Below are 21,565 nucleotides of genomic sequence, written 5' to 3'. Positions count from 1 at the left end.
GATCATGAGCAACTGGGCCCGCGCCGCGCTGGCGCGTCTCGATGCCCGTGACGAGGCGGCCCTGGTCACCGTGCTGGCCACCGAGGGCTCGGCCCCGCGTGAGGCCGGGACCAAGATGGTCGTCTGGCGCGGCGGGCAGGCCGGCACGATCGGCGGTGGCAATCTGGAGTACCGCGTCGCCGACCAGGCGCGGCGGATGCTGGACGGCGGCCAGGCGCATTTCGCGATCCAGGACTATCCGCTCGGCCCGCTGCTGGCCCAGTGCTGTGGCGGCCGGGTGCGGCTGTTCCTCGAGCGCCTGAACGACAACAGCCGCGACTGGCTGACCGCCGCGGCCAAGCGCATAGACGCGGCGCAACCGTTCGAGGTCCGCACCCGGTTCGAGCCGGAGCTGCTGACCAAGACCATCGCGCCGATCCTCTCCACCGAAGCCGACGGCCCGCTGGTGTCGTTGGCCGGCGCGCCCGCCACCGCGCGCGGCGCGCGACCAGAGCTGGGCGATTTGCTGGTCGAACGCGCCGACGCGCCGCGGCCGCCGCTGCTGCTGTTCGGCGCCGGCCATGTGGGGCAGGCGATCGCCAGGGCCTTCGAGCCGCTGCCGTTCCGTCTGTCCTGGTACGACAGCCGCCCCGAGACCGCCGAGATCGGCGGCGTCACCGTGCTGGCGACCGCCGAACTGGCCGCCAAGGCGATGGGGGCGGGGGCGGACGCCTATGGCCTGGTCCTGACCCATGACCATGCCCTGGACTACGCCCTGGTGTCGGCCGGGCTGGCGGGCGGCGGCTTTGCGTACTTCGGGGTCATCGGCTCAAAGACCAAGCGCGCCCGGTTCATGAAACGGTTGCGCGATGATGGTTTCTCGGAAGCGGTGCTGACCCGCCTGACCTGTCCGATCGGCCTGCCGCACCTGAAGAGCAAGGCGCCCGAAGTGATCGCCGTGTCGGTCGCCGCCGATCTCCTGATGCGCCAGGAAGCGGCGCGCATTCGCAACGACGAGATGTCCCGTGCAAGCGTTTAGAGCCTCGATCCTCCACCTGCTGGACGATCCCGCCAAGGCGGCGGAGGGCGCGGTCGCCTTCCACGAGGACGGCCTGTTGCTGGTCGAGGACGGCCGCGTGGTCGGCTGCGGGGCCTATGCCGAGCTCGCCCCCTGGCTGGGCGGCGCGGAGCTTGAGGACCTGACCGGCCACCTGATCACGCCGGGCTTTGTGGACACCCATATCCACTTCCCGCAGGTCGACGTCATCGCCGCTCACGGCAAGCAGCTGCTGGACTGGCTGGAGCAGCACACCTTCCCGGCCGAGGCGGCGTTCGCTGATCCCAAGCACGCCGCCGACACCGCCGCCTTCTTTCTGGATGAGCTGCTGCGCAACGGCACCACGACGGCGCTGGTGTTCGGCTCGGTGCATAAGGTGTCGGTCGACGCCCTGTTCGCCGAGGCCTATGCGCGCGACATGCGGCTGATCGCCGGCAAGTCGCTGATGGACCGCAACGCGCCGGACGGCCTGACCGACACCGTCGAGAGCAGCCGCGAGGACATGCAGGCCCTGATCGCCGACTGGCACGGCAAGGGCCGCCTCGGCTATGCGGTGACGCCGCGCTTTGCGATCAGCTGCAGCGACGCCCAACTGGCCATGGCCGGCGAGGTCCTGGCCGAGCACCCCGACGTCTGGATGCAGACCCACCTGTCGGAGAACCTGCACGAGATCAAGGAGACGGCGCGGCTGTTCCCCGCCGCAAAGGACTATCTGGACGTCTATGACCGCTTTGGCCTGCTGCGCCAGCGCTCGATTTTCGCCCACTGCGTCCACCTGAAGGGCGAGGCGTTCCGGCGCCTGGCGGCCAAGGGCGGGGCGGTGGCCTTTTGTCCGACCTCGAACCTGTTCCTGGGCTCGGGCCTGTTCCCGCTGGAGGAGGCCTGCTCGCATGGCGTCAAGGTCGGCATCGGCACCGATGTCGGCGCCGGCACCACCTTCTCGATCCTCCATACGCTGGGCGAGGCCTACAAGGTCGGCCAGCTTCGCGGCGACGCGCTGGACCCGTTCCAGGCCCTGTATCTGGCTACCCTGGGCGGGGCGCGGGCGCTGGATCTGGACGACAAGATCGGCAATCTGGAGCCAGGCAAGGAGGCCGACTTTATCGTGCTGGATCTGGCGGCGACGCCGCTGATCGCCCGGCGTCTGGCGGGGGCCAAGAGCCTGGCCGACAAGCTCTTTGCGCTGACGGTGCTGGGCGATGATCGGGTGGTGGCCCGGACGTACCTGGCGGGCGTGGAGCGGTGGCGGCGGCCGTAAAGCAATCCTCCCCCTAGCGGGGGAGGTGGTCGCGAAGCGACCGGAGGGGGAAGCGTCTGAACGCTTGCCTCTTCCCCCTCCGTCGTCTCTTCGAGCCGACACCTCCCCCGTTAGAGGGAGGATTTTCAATCAACCGTACTTCGCCGCCATCGTCTGCGCGTACAGCGTCAGCAGTCGCGCGCCGTCTACAGCCACGGTCGCGGCCTGGATCGGCTGGTCGTCCCAGGCGCTGGGGCCGAACAGTTCGCCCTCGGCCTTCTGGCAGGTCTGGCCCAGCGCGATGCCTTCGGTGACCACGCGAACCGACCCTCGGCGCACGGTGAACAGCGTCGGGTCGATCACATAGGCCACCGCCGCCGCATCGTGCACGCAGCAGCCCACCACGCCGTCCCGCTCGCCATAGAAGGCCGCATAGGGCTTGGAGATGGCGTTCAGGAAGCCGCAGGCGTCCGACCCGCCGGCCGCCAGGGCGTCCATATAGTCGGGCGACATCACGACCTGGGTCGTCACGTCCAGGCTGACGGCGGTCAGGTTCCAGGGCGCGGTGAACACCTGGTCGGCGGCTTCCGGATCGTTCCAGATATTGGCCTCGGCCACGGGCGTGACATTGCCCGGCTTGCCGGCCACGCCGAACGCGCCGCCCATGATCACCACCGACTTCAGCAGGGTGGCGACCTCCGGATCGGCCTGCAGGGCCAAGGCCAGGTTGGTCAGGGGACCAACGGCGCACAGCACCACTTCGCTCGGATACTGGCGGGCCAGGTCGATGATCGCCTGATGGGCGGGCTTGGCTTCCGGCTGGGCCGGGACCAGACCCGTCAGCTCCACATCGCCCAGACCGTTCACGCCATGCACGAAGGTGGGCGAGGGGTTGCGCGGACGCGTCAGCGGCTTGTCCGTGCCCTTGTAGATCGGGGCCGTCAGGCCGAAGCGGTCCTTCAGGTACAGCGCGTTGCGGGTGGTGGTCTCGATATCGGCGTTGCCGAAGATGGTCGTCACCGCGATCAGGTCGAGGGCGGGGCTCGCCTCGATGAACAGCAGGGCCATCGCGTCATCGATGCCGGGATCGGTGTCGAAGATGATTCTGGTCGGGGTCGTCATTCGAGGGCTCTAGCGCTTTTCGTTAGAGGAGGCGAGCCGTTGATCGGCGCTCTCCTGCATCAGGGAGACGTGGGCCGAGGCGACTTTCCAGCCGTCGGCGGTGCGGATCCAGGTCTGGCTCTGGCGGCCGATCCTGCCGGTGTCGTCACGGCGGAATTCGACATGGGCGACGGCGACGTCCGACCCGAAGGTGGTGACTTCGGTCCGCAGTCGCGTGCGTGGCGGCGAGCCGCCGGCCCGGCCGACGCGGAAGGCGGCGATCTCGTCAAAGCCCCACAGGTTCTCAGCCACGCCCAGGCGAACCGTATGCGGTGAGGCCCAGAAGGCTCCGTCCAGGGTTTCGATGTCATTGGCCATCAGCGCCGCCTCATAGGCGTCGACCAGGGCGGTGACTTCGGCCAGCACGGCGGGATCGTTGATGATCATAGCGCCCCCGCCGGCGGATGGGCCGCCACCACGCCAGCGCGTTGCAAGCGCAGGGCGGCGGCGAAGGCCAGGTCCTCGCGCCAGGCCGGGGCGATGATCTGCACGCCGATCGGCAACTGGCCGGGACGGTTCACCGGCGCGGCCACCACCGGAAGGCCGGCATAGCTGATGGGCTGGGTGAAGGCGCCCAGGTTCTTGCGCACCGACACTGGAACCCCGTCCATCTCCATCGTCGCCTGGCCGATCGGCGGCGCGGGGCACACCGAGGCGGGCGCCAACAGGATATCGTAGCGCTGAAAGGCCTCGCGAACCTCGTCACGAAAGACCGTGCGGAAACGCTTAGCGGCTTCCGCGACGCCGCGGGGCAGCAGGGCGCCGGCCAGTAGGCGATCACGGACGGCGGGGTCATAGTCCATGGCGCGCTTGGCCAGATCGTCGTGGTGCAGTTCGCCGCCCTCGAACGCGGTCAGGCAGAAGGCGGCGGCGCGCGCGGCCTGGGCGCTCTGCAGGGTGATCTCGCCCCGCGCCTCCAGCGCCTCGGCGACATAGCCCAGCGCCGCCAGCACCTCCGGAAAGGCGCCTTGTTGGAACCAGCCGCCCAGTACGCCCACGCGCAAGGGCTGCTCGGCCAGGGCGTCTAGGCGGCCGGCCAGCGGCTCGGCGTCGCGGACGCAGATCGGATCGCCGGCCGGGTCGGGGCCTTGCAGGACGTCGTAGGCCAGGGCCAGGTCCTCGACCGAGCGCGCGAAGGGGCCGACATGGTCCAGGCTCTCGACGAACGGAAAGACGCCCTGGCGCGACAGGCGGCCATAGGTGGGCTTGAGGCCGAACACGCCGCACAGGCCGGCGGGGATCCGGATCGAGCCGTTGGTGTCCGAGCCCAGGGTCAGGGGCACGAGGCCCGCCGCGACAGCCGCCGCCGAGCCGCCCGATGAGCCGCCGGCGATCCGCGTCGGATCATGCGGATTGCGCACCGGGCCATCGTGCGCGTTCTCGGTGACGAAGCCATAGGCGAACTCGTCCATGTTCAGCGCGCCGACCAGAATGGCGCCGGCGACGGTCAGGCGTTGGACGAGGGTCGCGTCGCGCGACGGCGGCGCGGCGTCGCGGCGGATCTTCGATCCGGCCAGGGTGGGCAGGCCCTCGAGATCGAACAGGTTCTTCACCGCGAAGGGGACCCCGGCTAGCGGGCCCACGGGACGGCTCGCCGCGAGATCGGCGTCGACCGCCTCGGCGGCGGCGAGCGCGCGCTCGGCGGTGACGGCGGTGAAGGCGTTGATGCCGCCGTCCAGACGCTGGATGCGCGAGAGGGTGGCTTCAGTCACTGCGCGTGCGGTGACGCGGCCGGCGCGGACCTCGCCGGCGATCTCGACGACGCTGCAGAAGCTCACGGTTGGAACGTCTCCGGGGCCTCGCCCGCCGCCTCGCCGAGAGCGGCGACAAACAGGGCGGTCTGGCTCTTCAGCAGGACGAGGTTGTCGATGACGCCCGGCAGGCTGGGGGCGGGCGGTTCGACGCCGCGCTCGGCGGCGCGACGCGGCGCCCAGGCGGCCATCTCGACATCGTCGAGGGCCAGAAAGGCTGTCGTCTCCGCATCGAGCGCCATGGGCGGACTCCATAAGTAAGAAAAAACTTCATACACCCGGGTTCGCCGGACGCGCCAGCCCCGCATTTCCCGCAAGCCCGATCCGCCCAAGCCCGCGCCATTTGCGCGGCGGATCGCTCGCCTGGAAGGCAGGTCTGCCTCAAGCGGCGGGACGTCGTCGCTTGCCCTTCGCCCCCGCCCACGGATCGGCTCAGATGCGCTTGTAATAAGGAACTTACTTGATGGCGCATCACCGACTGGCTTCCACCCCTGAGACCGTTCGCTTCGGCATGTTCGACGCCGCGTTCGATCCCGTGCTGACGGTGAATTCGGGCGATAGCGTCACGGTCGATTGCGTCTCGGGCGGGCCCGAGGTGATGCCGCCGGTCGGGTCGCCCTACGCCATACCGCCGGCGCTGCAGGCGATCCACGACAGCAATCCGCCAAGGATCGGACCCCACATCCTCACCGGCCCCATCGCCATCGCCGGCGCCGAGCCAGGCGACATTCTGGAGGTGCGGATCGAGGCGATCGAGCCCAATAACGACTGGGGCTATTGCGCCGTGCGTCCGCTGGCCGGGACGCTGCCTGAGGACTTCCCCGAGCGCTATGTCAGCCACATCGCCGTCGACGCTGCGCGCGGCGTCTGCAAGCCCGAGTGGGGCCCCGAGCTGCCCCTGGCGCCGTTCTTCGGGACCATGGGCGTGGCCCCGCCGGCCCGTTACGGGCGCCTCTCCAGCCGCGAGCCGCGCGAGCACGGCGGCAATATGGACAACAAGGAGCTGGTCGCCGGCTCGACCCTCTATCTGCCGGTCTGGGTCCCAGGCGCGAACTTCTCGGTCGGTGACGGCCATGGACGGCAAGGAGATGGCGAGGTCTGCGTCAACGCGCTGGAGATGGGCCTGACCGGGACCTTCACCTTCGTGCTGCACAAGAAGGCCAATGGGGCTGCGGACATCGCGCCCTTCGCCTGGCCGCGCGCCGAGACGCCCACGCACTATATCCTGATGGGCTTTCACGAGGATCTCGACCTGGCCATGAAGCAGGCCCTACGCCAGACCATCGACTTCATCACCGCGCGCTCGGCCCTGACCCGCGTGCAGGCCTATCAGTTCTGTTCGCTGGCCGTGGATTTCCGCGTCACCCAGACCGTCAATGGCGAGAAGGGCGTCCACGCGCTGCTGGCCAAGGGACTGCTGTTCTAGACGCGCTCGACCTTTGCGCGTGGAGCTTTGCTGCGCTGAAATCGCGGATTGGCCGACGGTCGCGCCGATAGGGGTAGCGACGAGATGGCGCTGAAGCCTTTATGAGGCTTGGCCTTGCCTCCCAGAGCGAAACTTCCGACGCGCTGCGCTTCGACGTTTACCCTTAATATTCCCGCCTTGGCTGAAAGTCATACGGCCCGCGACTTGCACTCGATAGATCACGCTGAGGTTGCAGTGTGATTTTGGGGGAGCGGGTGATGGATTTGCGCGGGACGCAGGGCGCTGACACGTTGATCGGCGGCGCCGAAGACGACGTCATCTACGGCTTTGGGGGCGCCGACACGCTGCGGGGCGGCGCGGGCGACGACGTGCTGGCGGGCCACGAAGGCAATGACGTCCTGCAGGGCGGCGACGGTGACGACTACCTGCTGGGCGGTCTCGGCAACGACACGCTGGACGGCGGCGCCGGCGCGGACTGGGCGGCCTATGAGGACGCCGCCGCGGCGGTGAAGGTGGATCTCAGCCTCAGCGGCGCCCAGAACACCGGCGGCGGCGGGACCGACCGGCTGACCAGCATCGAGAACCTCTACGGCTCGGCCTTCAACGACACCCTCATCGGCGATGCGCGCGACAACGTCTTGATGGGCTGGGACGGGAACGACCTCATCAACGGCGGCAAGGGCGACGACACCCTGTGGGGCTCGGCCGGGAAAGACACGCTGGACGGCGGCGACGGCGACGACTGGCTGGTCGGCGGCGCGGGCGACGATGTGATCAAGGGCGGCGCGGGCGGCGACTGGTCCTCGTACGAAGACGCCAGCGCCGGTGTGACGGTCGACCTGACCAAGACCACGGCGCAGGACACGATCGGCGCGGGCAAGGACACGCTGACGGGTGTCGAGAGCATCTGGGGCAGCAAGTTCGCCGACGTACTGACCGGCGACGCGGGCAGCAACTACATCTGGGGCGACGCAGGCGACGACAAGCTCTACGGCGGCGCGGGCGATGACTTCTTCGCGGGCGGGGCCGGGGTGAACGTCATCGACGGTGGCGAGGGCTTCGACACGGTCGATTACGCCATGAGCGATGTGGGGGTCGACGTCGACCTGTCGCGCAACATCGCCACAAGCCGCGGCGACGCCTCGATCAGGGACACGCTGTCGTCGATTGAGCTGGTGACGGGTTCCACGCGCGACGACACCATCATCGGGAACGCCGCCGAGAACTATCTTTACGGCGATGCCGGTAATGACGTGCTGAGAGCCGAAGGCGGTCAGGACGTTCTGGAAGGCGGCGACGGCGAGGACACGCTCTTTGGCAGTTCGACCGGCGCCGGCGACGTGCTGCTGGGCAATGCCGGCGACGATAGAATCGTCGTCTACGCCGGGGCGACCGTGGTCGATGGCGGCGCCGGTGTGGACACGCTTAAGGTTATGTCCGCCGCCAACCTCAAGATCGACCTTCGGATATCCGGCGGCCAGGAGATCGCGTCGGGGCTCCATGTCGATCTGCGGAACGTCGAGAATCTGATCGCTGGCGCCGGTAATGACCAGCTCACCGGTGACGACAAGGACAACATCTTCATCGGCGGCGCGGGCGACGACTACATCGACGGCGGCGCCGGCTTTGACTACGTCAGCTACCAGAACGATGGTCTGACGACCGGCATGCAGGTGCAACTGAAGCAGCAGTGGCAGAACCTGATCAGCGATCGCGGCCACGACACCCTGATCTCGATCGAAGGCGTCATTGGTTCGAACTATGATGACTTCCTGTCGGGGAACTCGGGCGCAAACGTCCTGAAGGGTATGGACGGTAACGACGGCATCTATGGCTACGGCGGCGCGGATACGCTGGATGGCGGCGCCGGCGAAGACTACCTGATGGCCTATTCTTTTGATGATCCGACCATTTCGTCGACCGGAACTGTGATGTTGGGCGGCGATGGCCGCGACACCATCGAGTTCGGTTTAGGCGACTCGCGCGGCGAGGGCGGCGCGGGCGATGACATGTTCTACGTCAACAACTTGGCCGGTCACTTCACCGCCATCGGCGGCGACGGGGCGGACCGGATGCAGTTCCAGGTTCGCGGCTACGACTTCGCCTCCGGCGTGACCGTGGACCTCTCCAAGACGGACCGGCAGCAGATCGCTGAGGGCGTGTCGATGGTGATCAACTCAGTCGAGACCATCTACGGCAGCCTAGGCGACGACAGGATTACCGGCGACGCCAACGACAACTTCCTCTGGGGGCTCCAAGGTAACGACATCCTGAGCGGTGGTGCAGGCAACGACATCCTTGAAGGCTATGACGGCGCGGATACGCTTGTCGGCGGCAAAGGCGAGGACACCCTGTGGGGCGGTCGTGAGGCCGACATCTTCAAGTTCACCAACGGTGACTCGTTTGCGACGAACAACGTTGGCGACGGCGTGGATGTTATAAGAGACTTCCAGTCTGTGGATCGCCTGGACTTCGGGGCTGGTTCCACGCCTGCGACCTATCGCGAGATGAGCGCCTCGACCTTTGGCGAGGCCCAGACCCTGGCCGTCTCCGGCGTCTCGTCGGGAGCCAGCATGAAGTACTACACGGCCGTCCAGGTCGGCGCGGACATCTATCTGTTTGTCGCCGGGACCACGGCCAACAGCGCGGGCATGGAGAACGTGGTCAAGCTTGCCGGGGTTGGTCTTTCTTCGATCGACGCCACGAACTTCATCTAGCGAGGGCTCCTGACAAGACCCCTTCCTGCAACCTCCAAATCGCCCCTACGTTGACGTCTTGTCGGCGTGGGGGCCGGCGGCCGCGCTGGGATGTCTGGCGCGGGGTAGGGTTCTTTGAGGGAACTTCATGAAACCGCTGCTGCCTATCGCCGCGCTGCTGGCGCTCGCCGCCTGCTCGCCGCAATCCGCTGAGAGAAAGGCCGAGGCGCCCGCCGCGTCGGCCGCTGCGACGCCCAAGCCGCCGAAGGCCGACATCCCTGCCGGCGACTACACGCTCGACAAGACCCACGCCTCATTGGTGTTCAAGGTCAGCCACCTGGGCTTTTCGAACTACACGGCCAGCTTCGCCGATTTCGACGTCAAGCTGCGCTTCGACCAGGCCAACGCCGCCGCCAGTGCGCTGGAGGCGACGATCGATCCAACGTCCTTGACGCTGCCGGCGCCGCCGGCCGGCTTCCAGAAGGAGCTGATCGGCCCGCAGTGGCTGAACGCCGGCGCCTATCCGGCCATCACCTTCAAGTCGACCAAGATCGAGACCACGGGTCCGGACACCGGCAAGGTCACGGGCGACCTGACCCTGCACGGCGTGACCAAGCCGGTAACCCTGGAGGTCACCTATAACGGCGGCTACGCCGGCCATCCGATGGATCCCAATGCGCGGATCGGCTTCTCGGCCAAGGGCGCTTTCAAGCGCTCGGACTTCGGGATCGCCTATGGCGTTCCGGCCCCCGGCACGACCATGGGCGTCGGTGACGAGGTGCAGGTCGAGATCGAGGCCGAGTTCAGCGGTCCGCCGCTGAAGGTCGAGCCCAAAACCTAGCGCTTGGGCGCGCCGCGCGTCAGATAGCCTTCCAGCAGCGCCAGGGCGTGGTCCAGCCGCGCCCGGCGCCATTCGGGAGCGCTCATGTCGGTGTTCAGCGTGGCCGACAGCGAATAGCCGTTGGCCAGGTGGAAGCGGCTCATGGCCGCGATCGTCACATAGATCTGCACTGGGTCGAGGTCGGGCCCGAAGATCCCTTGGCGCTGGCCGCTCTCGATCAGCCCCTCGATCGTGCGGCGCAGCGGGAAGGCCGTCTCGGTGACCACCCGCGACTGGGCGGCGAACTTGCCGTGCTGCAGGTTCTCGTTGCGCAGCAGACCCTCAAAGCGCGGGTTCTTCTCGAAATAGTCGAAGGTGAAGCGCTGCAGCTCGAGGAACCCGTCCAGCGGCTTTTCAAAGTCGATCTTCAGCTCGGCCTCACGGGCCCGCAGGTCCATATAGGCGCTTTCGAGGACGGCCATGTACAGGCCCTTCTTGTCCCCGAAGTAGTGGTAGAGCATCCGGATATTGCACTTGGCGGCCTTGACGATCTTCTCGATCCGGGCCCCGGCGAAGCCGGCCTGGGCGAACTCCTTGAGGGCCGCGGCGAGGATGGCCTTGCGGGTGCGCTCGGCGTTGCGCTTGCGCGGCGCGCCGTCATCAGACCCCAAGGCGGCGTCGGCTTGCACGTCCAGGACGGCGTCGGTCACGGGATCTTGGCTCCCTGTTTGATCCAGGCGCCCAGCTGGGCGCGCTCCTCATCGGTCATGCCGGTCTCGTTGCCAAGGGGCATGCTGGTCGAGAGCACCGCGCGCTCGTTGATTTTTGGTGCGTAGGTCCGGATCTGCTCAGGCGTGTCGAAGGTCGCGCCGAGGGGCGGGGCGGAGAAGCTGGCGTGGGTGGGCGTCGCCGCGTGGCAGGTCGAGCAGTGCTTCTGGATGATTCCCTGCGCTGTGGCGAAGGACACCTCGCCGCTGATCTCGACCCTGTCCTTGGGCTTCATCGAAGCGATGGCCGTGGCGCCGAAGATCAGCATGGCGCCGTAGAACAGGAACTCGTGCCGGATCTTTCCAAAGTGGCGCTGGATGAAGAAGTAGCGGATCGCGATCGCCCCGGCGCTGATCATGGCCAGCAGCAGCCAGGCCTTGGGATGCCCCGAGACGGCCGGATAGTGGTTGCTGATCATGATGAAGATGACCGGCAGGGTCATGTGGGTGTTGTGCACCGACCGCTGCTTGCCCATCGCGCCCAGGCGCGGATCGACGGGGCGGCCGGCCAGCATGTCGGCGACGATCTTTCGCTGGTTGGGGATGATGACCAGGAACACGTTCCCGACCATGCAGGTGCCGATAATCGCGCCCACATGGATGAAGGCGCCGCGATCGGAAAATAGCTGGGTCAGCGCCCAGGTCGCCGCCGTCAGGATCGAAAACCAGACCACGCCGAACAGCTTGCCGGATTTGCCCAGGGGGGAGCGGCACAGGGCCTCATAGGTCGCAAGGCCGCCGAAGATGAAGGCCAGGCCCACGCCGATCGCCTGCACCTGGCTGAAGGCGTGCTTGGCCGGGTCGATCAGGTAGACACCGGCCTGCCAGTAGTAGAGCACGATAAGCAAAGCAAAGCCCGACAGCCAGGTGGTGTAGGCCTCCCACTTGAACCAGTGCAGGTGCTCGGGCATGTGCGCCGGCGCGGTCAGATACTTCTGCGAGTGGTAGAAGCCGCCACCGTGCACGGCCCACAGCTCGCCCTTCACGCCGTCCTTGGGCGGATTGGGATCGCGAAGATTGTTGTCCAGCCAGACGAAATAGAACGACGCGCCGATCCAGGCCACGCCCGCGATCACGTGCAGCCAGCGCAGCGCCATGCCGATCCAACCGGCGAAATCATAGTCCATCAGGTCGTCACCGCGTCGAGCAGGCGAAGCTTGGAGATCAGGCCGATCTCAGTGACGGCCTGGGCGATCTCGGTCGCCTCGTCGTTGTGGGCGCGCGCGGCCATGGCCTCAAGGATCGAGGCCTTGTCGTTCAGGCGCACGCAGATGATGAAGGGAAAGCCAAAGCGCGTGTTGTAGACGGCGTTCAGGTCATGGAACCGCGCGAACTCTTCGGGCGTCAGCTTGTCGAGCCCCGCGCTGGCCTGTTCGGCGTTGCTCTCGGCGGTCAGTTGCTTGGCGATCGCGGCCTTGCCGGCCAGTTCCGGGTGAGCGCGGATGAGCGCCAGCTTGTCGGCCGTGCTCGCCGCGTCGAGGACGGCCATCATCGCCGCGTGCATCGCCTCTATGGAGGCGAAGGGCCGGGCGTCCCAGGCGCGCTCGACCACCCAAGGGGAGAGTTCGAAGGCGAAGTGCAGGGCGGTGGTGAAGGCTTCGCGGTCGAGGGTGTTGAGGTGGGTCAGGCTCTGCATGACGCCCCCTCCGTCGCGACGCATATCCGCCTCGCGCCTCCTCCCTCGCTTCGCGAGGGAGGAGGAGTCTTCATCCTCCCCCGTGCAACGGGGGAGGGGGACCGCCCACGGGTCGCGCGGAGCGCGCGCCCGAGGACAGGCTTCGCGGTGGAGGGGGCGCTCATACCGCCGCCCCTTTGTACGGATGCGTTGCGATCCAGTGTCGCGCGATGTCGATCCGCCTGGCCACCCAGACCTTGTCGTGGCTGACCACGTGCTGCAGGAACCGCCGCAGGGCCCCAATCCGCCCGGGCTTGCCGACCACGCGGCAGTGCAGGCCCACGCTCATCATCTTCGGCGCGGTTTCGCCCTCCAGATAGAGAGCGTCGAAGGCGTCGCGCAGATAGGTGAAGAACTGCTCGCCGGTGTTGAACCCCTGGGCCGCCGTGAAGCGCATGTCGTTGGCTTCCAGCGTGTAGGGCGTGATCAGCTGAGGCCGGCCGTGCTGGTCGTCCCAGTAGGGCAGGTCGTCGGCGTAGCTGTCGGCGTCATAGAGAAAGCCGCCTTCCTGGGCGATCAGGCGCGCGGTGTTGGGGCTGGTGCGGCCCTGGTACCAGCCCAGGGGGCGCTCGCCGGTCAGGCGTTTCTGGATCTCGATGGCCTGCTGGATGTGCTCCAACTCCTGCTCGGGCGAGACGTGCTGGTAGTCGATCCAGCGATAGCCATGACTGGCGATCTCCCAGCCGGACTTCATCATCGCCTCGACGGCGTCGGGATGGCGCTCCATGGCCTGGGCGACGCCGAACACGGTCAGCGGCAGGTCGAACTCCTCGAACAGCCTACGGATACGCCAGAAGCCTGCGCGCGAACCGTATTCGTAGAGGCTCTCCATCGACATGTTGCGCATGCCCTGGATCGGCTGGGCGCCGACCATCTCCGACAGGAAGAACTCGGAGACCGGATCGCCATGCAGGATCGAGCGCTCGGCGCCCTCTTCGTAGTTCAGCACGAACTGCACGGCCACGCGGGCCCCGTTCGGCCACCGCGCGTGCGGCGGATGCTCGCCATAACCGATGAGGTCGCGGGGGTAGGTCATCAAATCCTCCCCCCATCGGGGGAGGTGGCGCGAAGCGCCGGAGGGGGAAGGGGCAGGGTCCGCAGAACTTCCCCCTCCGTCGGCTGCGCCGACACCTCCCCCGCTGGGGGGAGGATTTTGAACGACGCCCCTCATCCGTACACCTTCGCCGCCGCATCCACCCCCGCGCCGGCGGGGGCGCTGAAGCCTTCCCAGCGCAGCACCGCCTCGAAGGCCGCGAGCGTCTGCAGCACCGCGTGCTTGCGGGCGTTCACGCCCATGGTCCCGATGCGCCAGATCTTGCCGGTCAGCGGACCGAAGGCCGAGCCGATCTCGATCTCGAAGTCGGTGCGCATCCGCGCCTTCACCCGGTCATAGTCGACGCCTCCGGGGACCCAGATGCCGGTGACGTTGGTCATCTTGTGAGCCTTGTCGCCGTAGATGGAGAGGCCCATGGCCTCCAGCCCGGCGGTCATGGCCGCGCCGGCCTGGGCGTGGCGGTCGAAGCGCGCCGGAAGACCTTCCTCCAGCACCAGTCGCGCGCATTCGCGGGCGGCGAACAGCATCGGCGCGCATTCGGTGTGGTGGTTCAGGCGCTTGTCGGACCAGTAGTCCATGATCATCGCCAGATCGAAGTAGTTCGAGGCGATACGCCGACCATGGCCCGCCGCGCCGCCGGTTCCAGCCAGACCCTTCTCGACGTGGCGACGCGAGAAGATGTGCTCGGCGGCCTGGTCGCTGATCGTGATTGGGGCCGAGCCAGAGGGGCCGCCCAGGCACTTTTGCAGGCCGGCGGTGACGATGTCGGCGCCCCAGGCGTCGACGGGGACGTCCATGCCCGACAGGGTGGCGGTGGCGTCGACATACATCAGCGCCCCATGTGCGCGGCAGATCGCGCCGATCTCCGCCAAGGGCTGAGCCATGGTGGTCGAGGTGTCGCCGTGGACGCAGGCGACCAGGCGCGGCTTGACGCGCTTCACGGCGTCCTCGACGGCCTGCGGATCGACCACGGTTCCCCAGGGGGCCTCGACGAAGGTGACCTTGGCGTCGCAGCGCTCGGCGATCTCGGCCAGCAGCAGGCCAAAGCGTCCGGCGTTGACCACCACGACGTCGTCGCCGGGCTGCAGCGTCGAGACCAGCGCCGCCTCGATGCCGGCGCGCGAAGTGCCGTCGATCGCGAAGGTCCAGCGGTTCTGTGTCTGGAAGACGCCGCGATACAGCGCCATGACCTCGTTCATGTAGCCTGTGAACTCGGGGTCGAACTGACCCAAGAGCTGCACCGACATGGCCCGCAGCACACGTGGGTGCACGTTGATGGGGCCGGGGCCCATCAGCAGGCGGGCGGGGTGGTCGAGTTCGTGGAAGGTGTCGGTCATGGTCTCAAGCGCCTGTCATCCCGGACGTCCTGAAGGGACGATCCGGGACCGCCGGATGCACCGGCGATTGTTGCGGTCCCGGCTCTTCGCTGCGCTGCGGCCGGGATGACACGGAAAGGGAAAGCTTCTCTACGAACCCCAGCATCGCCCGGGCCGCCAAGGCGCAGTCGGCCTCGGTGACGGCCTCGGCCGGGTTGTGGCTGATCCCGCCTTCGCAGCGGATGAACAGCATGGCGGTGGGGCAAAGCGTGGCCATCACCATGGCGTCGTGACCGGCGCCCGAGGGCAGGCGGCGGGCGGGCAGGCCAAGATCGGCGAGGCTCTCGTCCAGCAGGCCCATCAGTGACGGGTCGCAGGGGCTCTCGGCCAGGGCTTGCATTAGTGTGACGCTGGCGGCGAGGCCGCGGGCGGCGGCGATGGCGTGGATCTCGGCGGTGATCGCGTCGACGGCGGCGTCGCGGGTGGCCGCGGTCTCGGCGCGGATGTCCATCGAGAACTCGACCGCGCCCGGAATGACGTTGAAGGCGCCGGGCAGGGTGCTCATGCGGCCCACCGTGCCGACTAGGCCGTCGGTTCCAGCGCGACAGATCCGCTCCAGGGCCAGCATGGCCTCGGCGGCGGCGGGGCCAGGGTCCTTGCGCAAGGCCATCGGCGTGGTGCCCGCGTGCCCGGCCATGCCCGCGATCCGCACCATCAGGCGCTTCTGGGCGGCGATCGCGGTGACGACGCCCAGGGCCAGGCTCTCGGCCTCCAGCACCGGACCTTGTTCGATATGGGCTTCCAGGAAGGCCAGCACGTCCTCGGGACGGCGGGCGGCCGAAGCGATGTTGGCCGGATCGCCGCCGAACGCCGCCAGCGCTTCTGCGATAGACACGCCTTCGGCGTCCTTCATCTCCAGGGCGCTGGCGTCCAGGGTTCCGGCGATGGCGCGGCTGCAGCTCATCGAGGCGGGGAAGCGCGAGCCCTCCTCGTCGCCGAACGCCGCGACCTCGATCGCGAATGGCAGGCGGCGACCGGCGCGATGCAGCGCCTCGACCACGTCGATCCCCAGCATGATCCCCAGCGGCCCGTCATAGCGCCCGCCGTTGCGGACGCTGTCGATGTGCGAGCCGATGATCAGGGCGGGCGCGTCAGGCGTCTCGCCCTCGTAGCGGCCGATCAGGTTGGCGGCGGCGTCGCGGCGCACGCTCATCCCGGCTTCAGCCATCCACGCGGCGAGAGCGTCCAGCGCAGCGCCGTGGGCGGCCGTCAGGAAGCGGCGGGTCAGTTGGCCGTCGACCTCACTGTAAGGCGGCGACCCCAGGGCGTCGCAACGCGCCTTGGCCCTCACCCCGATGTCGACACCGTCCGCCACGTTCGCTCCGCGCCCTTGATCGCATCACCCTAGCAGGCGGAGCGACCAAGTCCCCTTTTGCGAGCCGCCGGGGTCGACAACCGACGCAGGCGCCCGCGCAAGCGCCACGCCGCGAAGCGGGCGCCTGTCCATAAGTCATAAATCACTTACTTATGGAAGGGCGGTGCGGGGGTCAGCGCGCTGCGAACCAGCGCGCTGCGGCGTAGCCGGCGGAGGCCGAGACCGTCGTGATGAATGTGCCCCAGGCCATGTCGACTAGGGTGATCGTCGTCGACCAGGTCTTCAGCGTGGCCTGATTGGTCAGGTCATAGGTGGCGTAGGCGACGAGACCGAAGACGGCGGCGTGGACCAGCAGGCGCTTCCAACCGCCCTCGCGCAGCGCCGGCAGGACCGCCAGAACGACGATGCCCGTCACGTACAGCAGATAGAAGATCACGGCCGGCGGCATCGAGGGCTTCTCGGCCAGGAGCTCGCCGATGCGAGGCTGGTAGAGCCGGTTGACCATCTGGGTCAGCCAGATGATGTCGAGGACCAGCATCGCAAGGGCGGTCCCGACATAGGCGATGGCGAACTGGATCATTGGGCTGTCTCCGCCGGGACCGGGCGCATCCGATAGTGGCTGACGCCCCATTCCTCACCGCCGCGATGGCCGAACAGGCCGGCGGTGGCCAGGAAGAACAGGCGCCAGCGACGGCGCCAGACGGTGGCGTGCTTGCCGTACACCTCGGCCAGGATCGGATCGACCGTAGCGCGGCGGGCGTCGAAGTTCTCCAGCCACTGGCGGGCGGTGCGAGCATAGTGCTCGCCGCTCCAGCGCCAATCCTGCTCGACGGTGAACAGGTCGGGGAACTGACGGGGCAGGTCGTGGCTGGGCATTACGCCGCCGCTGAAGAAGTACTGGGCGATCCAGTCGGCCGGATCATCGACTTCGAAGCGGTACGGGGTGTTCTTGTGGGTGAACACGTGGAGGAACAAGACGCCGTCCGGCTTCAGCCAGTCCCGCACGCGGGCCAGTAGGGCCCGCCAGTTGGACATGTGCTCGAACATTTCCACCGACACCACGCGGTCGAAGCGCTGGTTGGTCTGGAAGTCGTTCATATCGGCGGTGATCACCGTCAGGTTGGTCAGGCCAAGCTCTGCGGCGCGCCCCTCGATGAAGGCGCGTTGCGAGGCCGAGTTGGACACCGAGGTGATGGTCGAGTTGGGGCACCGCGCGGCCATCCACAGGGACAGCGAGCCCCAGCCGCAACCTAACTCAAGAACCGATTGCCCATCCAGGAGATCCGCGTGCTCGGCGGTTTCGCGCAGGGCGGCCGCCTCGCCCTCCGCCAGGGTCGTCGCGCCGGGCGGGTAAAGGCCGCTGGAGTATTTCAGGTTCGGGCCCAGCACTGCTTTGAAGAAAGAGGCCGGCAGCTCATAGTGCTGCTCGTTGGCGTCGGCGGTGTGGGTCGCGATCGGTCGCGTCTCCATCTCGCGGGCGAAGGTCGAACTCGCGTCGGACGGGGCTTGCTGCAGGCGACGACGGGCGTCGCCCACGAGAAAGTCGATAGCGGCGCGCGACACCAGGTCGGGCATGGGCGCGTCCTCGAAGGCGTGGATCGCGGTCTTCACCAGGCTCATGGTCGTCCTCCGGGATGGTCGTTAAGCGTTACGCGCCGATCGGCCTTTCGGATGCGTCCGTTCTCGGCGAGCGCCCGTACTCGATACAGGCGTCACTCTGGCGCCCTGGGAGATTGTCTTGGTCACCGCTGTTCCTCGCCAATCCATCGCCGTGATCGGCGCTGGCGTCTCCGGTCTTTCTGCGGCCTGGCTTCTCTCGCATCGGCACGACGTGACGCTCTACGAGGCGGACAACCGGCTGGGCGGTCACGCCAACACGATCATCGCCGAGGGCGTGGCGGTCGACACCGGCTTCATCGTCTATAACGAGCCCAACTACCCGAACCTCACCGCTCTGTTCCGGCACATCGGTGTCGAGACGGCGGAGACGGACATGTCGTTCGGCGTGTCGCTGGACGACGGCGCGCTCGAGTATTCCAGCACCAAGCTGCTCGCGCAGAAGCGCAACGCGGTGAACCCGCGCTTCCTGAAGATGCTGCTGGATGTGGTTCGTTTCTACCGCGAGGGCCGCAACATCCCCGCGGACCTGGAGCAGGGCGGTCTGTGCCGGCTTGACGACTATCTGCGTCGCCAAGGCTATGGCCGCGCGTTCCAGGAAGATCACCTGCTGCCGCAAGCCGCCGCGATCTGGTCGGCTTCGATGCGCGACATCCGCGAGTTTCCGGCGGCCGCGCTGCTGCGGTTCTTCGACAATCACGGCCTGATGCTGCCGATCGACAAGCGTCCGATCTGGCGCACCGTCGTCGGCGGCTCGGCGCGCTATGTCGAGAAGCTGGCCGCCGGTGTTTCGGGACCGATCCTGACCGGGCGACCGGTGAAGGCGATCCATCGCGGGCCAGAGGGCGTGAAGATCGAGGATGCGACCGGCGAGACCCGGGCGTTCGATCACGTGGTGATCGGCGCGCACGCCGACCAGGCCCTGTCGATGCTGGCCTCGCCGACCGCTGAGGAACGCGAGCTGCTCGGCGCGTTCCGCTACAGCCGTAACCGCGCGGTGCTGCACAGCGATCTGGCCCTGATGCCGCGTCGCCGGAGCGCCTGGGCCAGCTGGAACCACGTCGGCCGTCGCGGCGAGGATGGCGAGGGCGGCGTCACCTACTGGATGAACATCCTTCAGCCCCTGGGCGTCGAGCGACCCTACTTCCTGTCGCTGAACCCGATGCAGGATCCCGATGGCCTGATGCACGACCAGGTCTATGAACACCCGCTGTTCGACGGTCCGGCCATGCTGGCCCAGCGTCGCCTGTGGGCTCTCCAGGGGCGTCGTCGCACTTGGTTCTGCGGCGCCTATTTCGGATCGGGCTTCCACGAGGATGGTCTGCAGGCGGGTCTGGCGGTCGCCGAGCAGCTGGGCGGCGTGCGTCGCCCCTGGCTCGTGCCCAACCCGTCGGGCCGCATCGTCCTGGACGTGGCCGATCAGGCCGCTGACCGCGAGCTGGTTGCGTGACCTCCCGTTCGGCGCTCTATGCGGGCCATGTCGTCCACGACCGGACCCGTCCCAAGCGCCATCACCTGCGCTATGGCGTCTTCATGCTGTTGCTCGACCTCGACGAGGTCGAGGCGCTGAGCGCGCGGCTTCGGCTGTTCTCGCGCAAGGCCTGGAACCTGGTCGGCTTTCACGATCGCGATCACCTCGACGACCCCCAGGCGACGCTGAAGGACGAGATCCTGGCTAAGCTGTCGGCCCATGGCTTGGCCAAGGGCGTCACGACCATCCGGGTGCTGACCATGCCGCGCATCCTCGGCAAGGGGTTCAACCCGCTGACGGTCTTCTTCTGCCACGACGGGCAGGATCGCCTGGTCGCCACCGTGCACGCGGTGCGCAATACCTTCGGCCAGCGCCATGACTATGTGATGCCCGCGCGCCTGGGCCTCGACGGCTGGGTGGAGCAGGAGGCGGGCAAGGCGTTCTACGTCTCGCCCTTCCTGCCGATGAACCTGCGCTATGACTTCGAGACCAAGCCGCCGGCCGAAGCAGTCAGCGTCGGCGTCGACGTGCTGGACGAGGGCGGCGTCATTCTTTCGGCCACGTTCGCCGGCCAACGCCGCAGCCTGACGGACGGCGCCATCCTCAAGGCCCTGTTGGGCCACCCCTGGCAAGTCGCCGGCATCCTGGTGGCGATCCACTGGGAAGCCCTCAAGATCATCCTCAAGGGCTTCCGCTTCTATCCGCAGGACAAGGCCACGCGCGGCCTGCGCCGGCCCGCCGCCTCCTAAGCCATCCAGGCGTCCAGGTCCTTCAGCGCGCGCAGGCTCATCAGCCGCTTCTTGGCGCGGCCGCGTTCCTTGAGCGGGATCTTCTTGCCGTCCTCGTCGACCTTGGGCGCCTCAAGCGGCGGCAGCAGGCCGTAGTTGATGTTCATCGGCTGGAAGCTGCCAGGACCGTTGCCGTCCTCCAGGTGGCCGCCGGTGATGTGCTCGACCAGAGCCCCCAGGGCGGTGGTCGGCGGCGGGGCGTCGATCGGCGCGCCCTTGCGGTCGGCGGCGGCGAAGCGGCCGGTCAGCAGACCCATCGCCGCGCTCTCGACATAGCCCTCCACGCCGGTGACCTGGCCCGCGAAGCGCAGGCGCGGCATGGCCTTCATCCGCAGCGACTTGTCCAGGAGCTTGGGCGAGTTGATGAAGGTGTTGCGGTGCAGGCCGCCCAAGCGGGCGAACTGAGCGTCTTCCAGGCCCGGGATCATCCGGAAGGTCTCGGCCTGGACGCCGTGCTTCAGCTTGGTCTGGAAGCCGACCATGTTCCACAGCGTGCCCAGAGCGTTGTCCTGGCGCAGCTGAACGATGGCGTAGGCCTTGACCAGCGGATCGCGCGGGTTGGTCAGGCCGACGGGCTTCATCGGACCATGGCGCAGGGTTTCGCGGCCGCGCTCGGCCATCACCTCGATCGGCAGGCAGCCATCGAAATAGGGGACGTTCTCCCACTCCTTGAACTCGGACTTGGGGCCCGCCAGCAGGGCGTCGATGAAGGCCTCGTACTGCTCCTTGTTCATCGGGCAGTTGATGTAGGCGGCTGCGTCGCCGCCGGGGCCTTCCTTGTCGTAGCGCGACTGGCGCCAGGCGACGTCCATGTTGATCGAGTCGAAATGGATGATCGGCGCGATGGCGTCGAAGAACGACAGCTGGCCTTCGCCGGTCAGGTCCAGAACCGCCTGGGCGAGCGCCGGCGAGGTGAGGGGGCCGGTGGCGACGATGACGTTGTCCCACTCCGCGGGTGGGAGGCCCGCGATCTCCTCGCGGACGATGGTGATCAGGGGGTGCTGCGACAGGCGCTTGGTGACCTCACCCGAGAAGCCGTCACGATCCACGGCCAGGGCGCCGCCGGCCGGCACTTGGTGCTGGTCGGCGCAAGACATGATCAGGCTGTCCAGCTTGCGCATCTCGGCGTGCAGCAGGCCCACGGCGTTGAACTGCCAGTCGTCCGAGCGGAACGAGTTGGAGCACACCATCTCGGCCAGACCGTCGGTCTGGTGCGCGTCGGTGATGACTTTGCCGGTGGCGTCGTCCTTGCGCATCTCGTGCAGGACCACCGGCACGCCGCTCTGGGCGATCTGCCAGGCGGCTTCGGAACCGGCGAGGCCCCCGCCAATGACGTGGACAGGTTGGTAGGTCGAGTTCGTGGTCATGGCGCGCC

Annotated in this window: 18 protein-coding genes and 4 pseudogenes; 9 read left to right on the top strand and 13 right to left on the bottom strand. The window is 67.7% G+C overall.

Going from position 1 to position 21,565, the window contains the following annotated elements; genetic code table 11:
- Position 1 precedes the first annotated feature (1 nt).
- Positions 2 to 1,018 (top strand): xanthine dehydrogenase accessory protein XdhC, encoded by a 1,017-nt coding sequence (gene xdhC / locus CA606_RS13515; RefSeq protein WP_096050650.1) that lies wholly within the window; start codon positions 2 to 4, stop codon positions 1,016 to 1,018.
- A complete protein-coding gene (guaD, locus tag CA606_RS13510) occupies positions 1,005 to 2,294 on the top strand; it encodes a guanine deaminase (protein WP_096050651.1) in 1,290 nt (429 codons plus the stop codon). Before xdhC ends, guaD begins: the two co-directional genes overlap by 14 nt.
- 129 nt (positions 2,295 to 2,423) lie before the next feature.
- On the opposite strand, the gene CA606_RS13505 is transcribed toward guaD, so the two are convergent.
- From CA606_RS13505 to CA606_RS13490, 4 genes are read right to left on the bottom strand one after another with little or no spacing between them, the layout of a single operon-like run.
- The gene (locus tag CA606_RS13505) at positions 2,424 to 3,395 is read right to left on the bottom strand and encodes a nucleoside hydrolase (RefSeq protein WP_096050652.1); all 972 of its coding nucleotides are present in this window, start codon (positions 3,393 to 3,395) and stop codon (positions 2,424 to 2,426) included.
- 9 nt (positions 3,396 to 3,404) lie between these two features.
- A complete protein-coding gene (gene hpxZ / locus CA606_RS13500) occupies positions 3,405 to 3,821 on the bottom strand; it encodes an oxalurate catabolism protein HpxZ (RefSeq protein ID WP_096050653.1) in 417 nt (138 codons plus the stop codon).
- Positions 3,818 to 5,212, bottom strand: a complete 1,395-nt coding sequence (locus CA606_RS13495) for an AtzE family amidohydrolase (RefSeq protein WP_096050654.1) — start codon at positions 5,210 to 5,212, stop codon at positions 3,818 to 3,820. The genes hpxZ and CA606_RS13495 overlap by 4 nt, the downstream gene beginning before the upstream one ends.
- Complete coding sequence (locus CA606_RS13490; protein WP_181242586.1) at positions 5,209 to 5,427, bottom strand: hypothetical protein; 219 nt, start codon at positions 5,425 to 5,427, stop codon at positions 5,209 to 5,211. Before CA606_RS13490 ends, CA606_RS13495 begins: the two co-directional genes overlap by 4 nt.
- A gap of 218 nt (positions 5,428 to 5,645) precedes the next feature.
- Between CA606_RS13490 and CA606_RS13485 the strand changes: the two genes are divergently transcribed.
- The 4 genes and pseudogenes from CA606_RS13485 (at position 5,646) to CA606_RS13475 (ending at position 10,148) form a co-directional block, all read left to right on the top strand.
- Positions 5,646 to 6,611 carry an acetamidase/formamidase family protein gene (locus CA606_RS13485; protein ID WP_181242585.1) on the top strand — a complete coding sequence of 322 codons (966 nt, stop codon included), beginning with the start codon at positions 5,646 to 5,648 and terminating at the stop codon, positions 6,609 to 6,611.
- 257 nt (positions 6,612 to 6,868) lie between these two features.
- Positions 6,869 to 8,249: pseudogene (locus tag CA606_RS20610) on the top strand (calcium-binding protein); the annotation flags it as partial.
- A gap of 29 nt (positions 8,250 to 8,278) precedes the next feature.
- Positions 8,279 to 9,328: a calcium-binding protein gene (locus CA606_RS20605; RefSeq protein ID WP_423752946.1), complete on the top strand. Its 1,050-nt coding sequence runs from the start codon at positions 8,279 to 8,281 to the stop codon at positions 9,326 to 9,328.
- A gap of 127 nt (positions 9,329 to 9,455) precedes the next feature.
- Positions 9,456 to 10,148 carry a YceI family protein gene (locus CA606_RS13475; protein WP_096050656.1) on the top strand — a complete coding sequence of 231 codons (693 nt, stop codon included), beginning with the start codon at positions 9,456 to 9,458 and terminating at the stop codon, positions 10,146 to 10,148.
- Here the strand turns inward: CA606_RS13475 and CA606_RS13470 are convergent.
- From CA606_RS13470 to uraD, 3 genes are read right to left on the bottom strand one after another with little or no spacing between them, the layout of a single operon-like run.
- Positions 10,145 to 10,837: a TetR/AcrR family transcriptional regulator gene (locus tag CA606_RS13470; protein ID WP_096050657.1), complete on the bottom strand. Its 693-nt coding sequence runs from the start codon at positions 10,835 to 10,837 to the stop codon at positions 10,145 to 10,147. The genes CA606_RS13475 and CA606_RS13470 overlap by 4 nt on opposite strands.
- Positions 10,834 to 12,021 carry a urate hydroxylase PuuD gene (locus CA606_RS13465; RefSeq protein ID WP_096050658.1) on the bottom strand — a complete coding sequence of 396 codons (1,188 nt, stop codon included), beginning with the start codon at positions 12,019 to 12,021 and terminating at the stop codon, positions 10,834 to 10,836. Before CA606_RS13465 ends, CA606_RS13470 begins: the two co-directional genes overlap by 4 nt.
- Positions 12,021 to 12,530 carry a 2-oxo-4-hydroxy-4-carboxy-5-ureidoimidazoline decarboxylase gene (gene uraD, locus CA606_RS13460; protein ID WP_096050659.1) on the bottom strand — a complete coding sequence of 170 codons (510 nt, stop codon included), beginning with the start codon at positions 12,528 to 12,530 and terminating at the stop codon, positions 12,021 to 12,023. The genes CA606_RS13465 and uraD overlap by 1 nt, the downstream gene beginning before the upstream one ends.
- A 72-nt stretch (positions 12,531 to 12,602) precedes the next feature.
- Here uraD and CA606_RS20600 point away from each other — a divergent pair.
- Positions 12,603 to 12,692: pseudogene (locus CA606_RS20600) on the top strand (hypothetical protein); the annotation flags it as partial.
- On the opposite strand, the gene puuE reads toward CA606_RS20600, so the two are convergent.
- From puuE to CA606_RS13435, 5 genes and pseudogenes are all read right to left on the bottom strand, one after another.
- Positions 12,691 to 13,605: an allantoinase PuuE gene (gene puuE / locus CA606_RS13455; RefSeq protein ID WP_096050661.1), complete on the bottom strand. Its 915-nt coding sequence runs from the start codon at positions 13,603 to 13,605 to the stop codon at positions 12,691 to 12,693. The pseudogene CA606_RS20600 and the gene puuE sit on opposite strands and share 2 nt — an antisense overlap.
- 131 nt (positions 13,606 to 13,736) lie before the next feature.
- A pseudogene (locus CA606_RS13450) lies at positions 13,737 to 15,028 on the bottom strand (pyridoxal-phosphate-dependent aminotransferase family protein).
- Positions 15,029 to 15,039: 11 nt separating this feature from the next.
- Positions 15,040 to 16,314, bottom strand: a pseudogene (locus CA606_RS13445) (allantoate amidohydrolase); the annotation flags it as partial.
- A gap of 172 nt (positions 16,315 to 16,486) precedes the next feature.
- Positions 16,487 to 16,894, bottom strand: coding sequence for a DUF2177 family protein (locus CA606_RS13440; protein ID WP_096050662.1), 408 nt, complete (start codon positions 16,892 to 16,894; stop codon positions 16,487 to 16,489).
- Positions 16,891 to 17,934: an SAM-dependent methyltransferase gene (locus CA606_RS13435; RefSeq protein ID WP_096050663.1), complete on the bottom strand. Its 1,044-nt coding sequence runs from the start codon at positions 17,932 to 17,934 to the stop codon at positions 16,891 to 16,893. The genes CA606_RS13440 and CA606_RS13435 overlap by 4 nt, the downstream gene beginning before the upstream one ends.
- A 118-nt stretch (positions 17,935 to 18,052) precedes the next feature.
- Between CA606_RS13435 and CA606_RS13430 the strand changes: the two genes are divergently transcribed.
- Together CA606_RS13430 and CA606_RS13425 are read left to right on the top strand one after the other, a co-directional pair.
- Complete coding sequence (locus CA606_RS13430; RefSeq protein WP_096050664.1) at positions 18,053 to 19,381, top strand: NAD(P)/FAD-dependent oxidoreductase; 1,329 nt, start codon at positions 18,053 to 18,055, stop codon at positions 19,379 to 19,381.
- On the top strand, positions 19,378 to 20,151 hold the full coding sequence (locus CA606_RS13425) for a DUF1365 domain-containing protein (protein ID WP_096050665.1): 774 nt from the start codon (positions 19,378 to 19,380) through the stop codon (positions 20,149 to 20,151). Before CA606_RS13430 ends, CA606_RS13425 begins: the two co-directional genes overlap by 4 nt.
- On the opposite strand, the gene trmFO is transcribed toward CA606_RS13425, so the two are convergent.
- Positions 20,148 to 21,557, bottom strand: a complete 1,410-nt coding sequence (gene trmFO / locus CA606_RS13420; RefSeq protein WP_096050666.1) for a methylenetetrahydrofolate--tRNA-(uracil(54)-C(5))-methyltransferase (FADH(2)-oxidizing) TrmFO — start codon at positions 21,555 to 21,557, stop codon at positions 20,148 to 20,150. The two genes, CA606_RS13425 and trmFO, sit on opposite strands and share 4 nt — an antisense overlap.
- Positions 21,558 to 21,565: the final 8 nt, after the last annotated feature.

Origin of the sequence: Caulobacter vibrioides (assembly GCF_002310375.3) — a bacterium.
Lineage (GTDB): Bacteria > Pseudomonadota > Alphaproteobacteria > Caulobacterales > Caulobacteraceae > Caulobacter > Caulobacter vibrioides_D.
The sequence above is the reverse complement of the archived record's forward strand: the minus strand, read 5'-3'. Positions and strand labels throughout refer to the sequence as shown.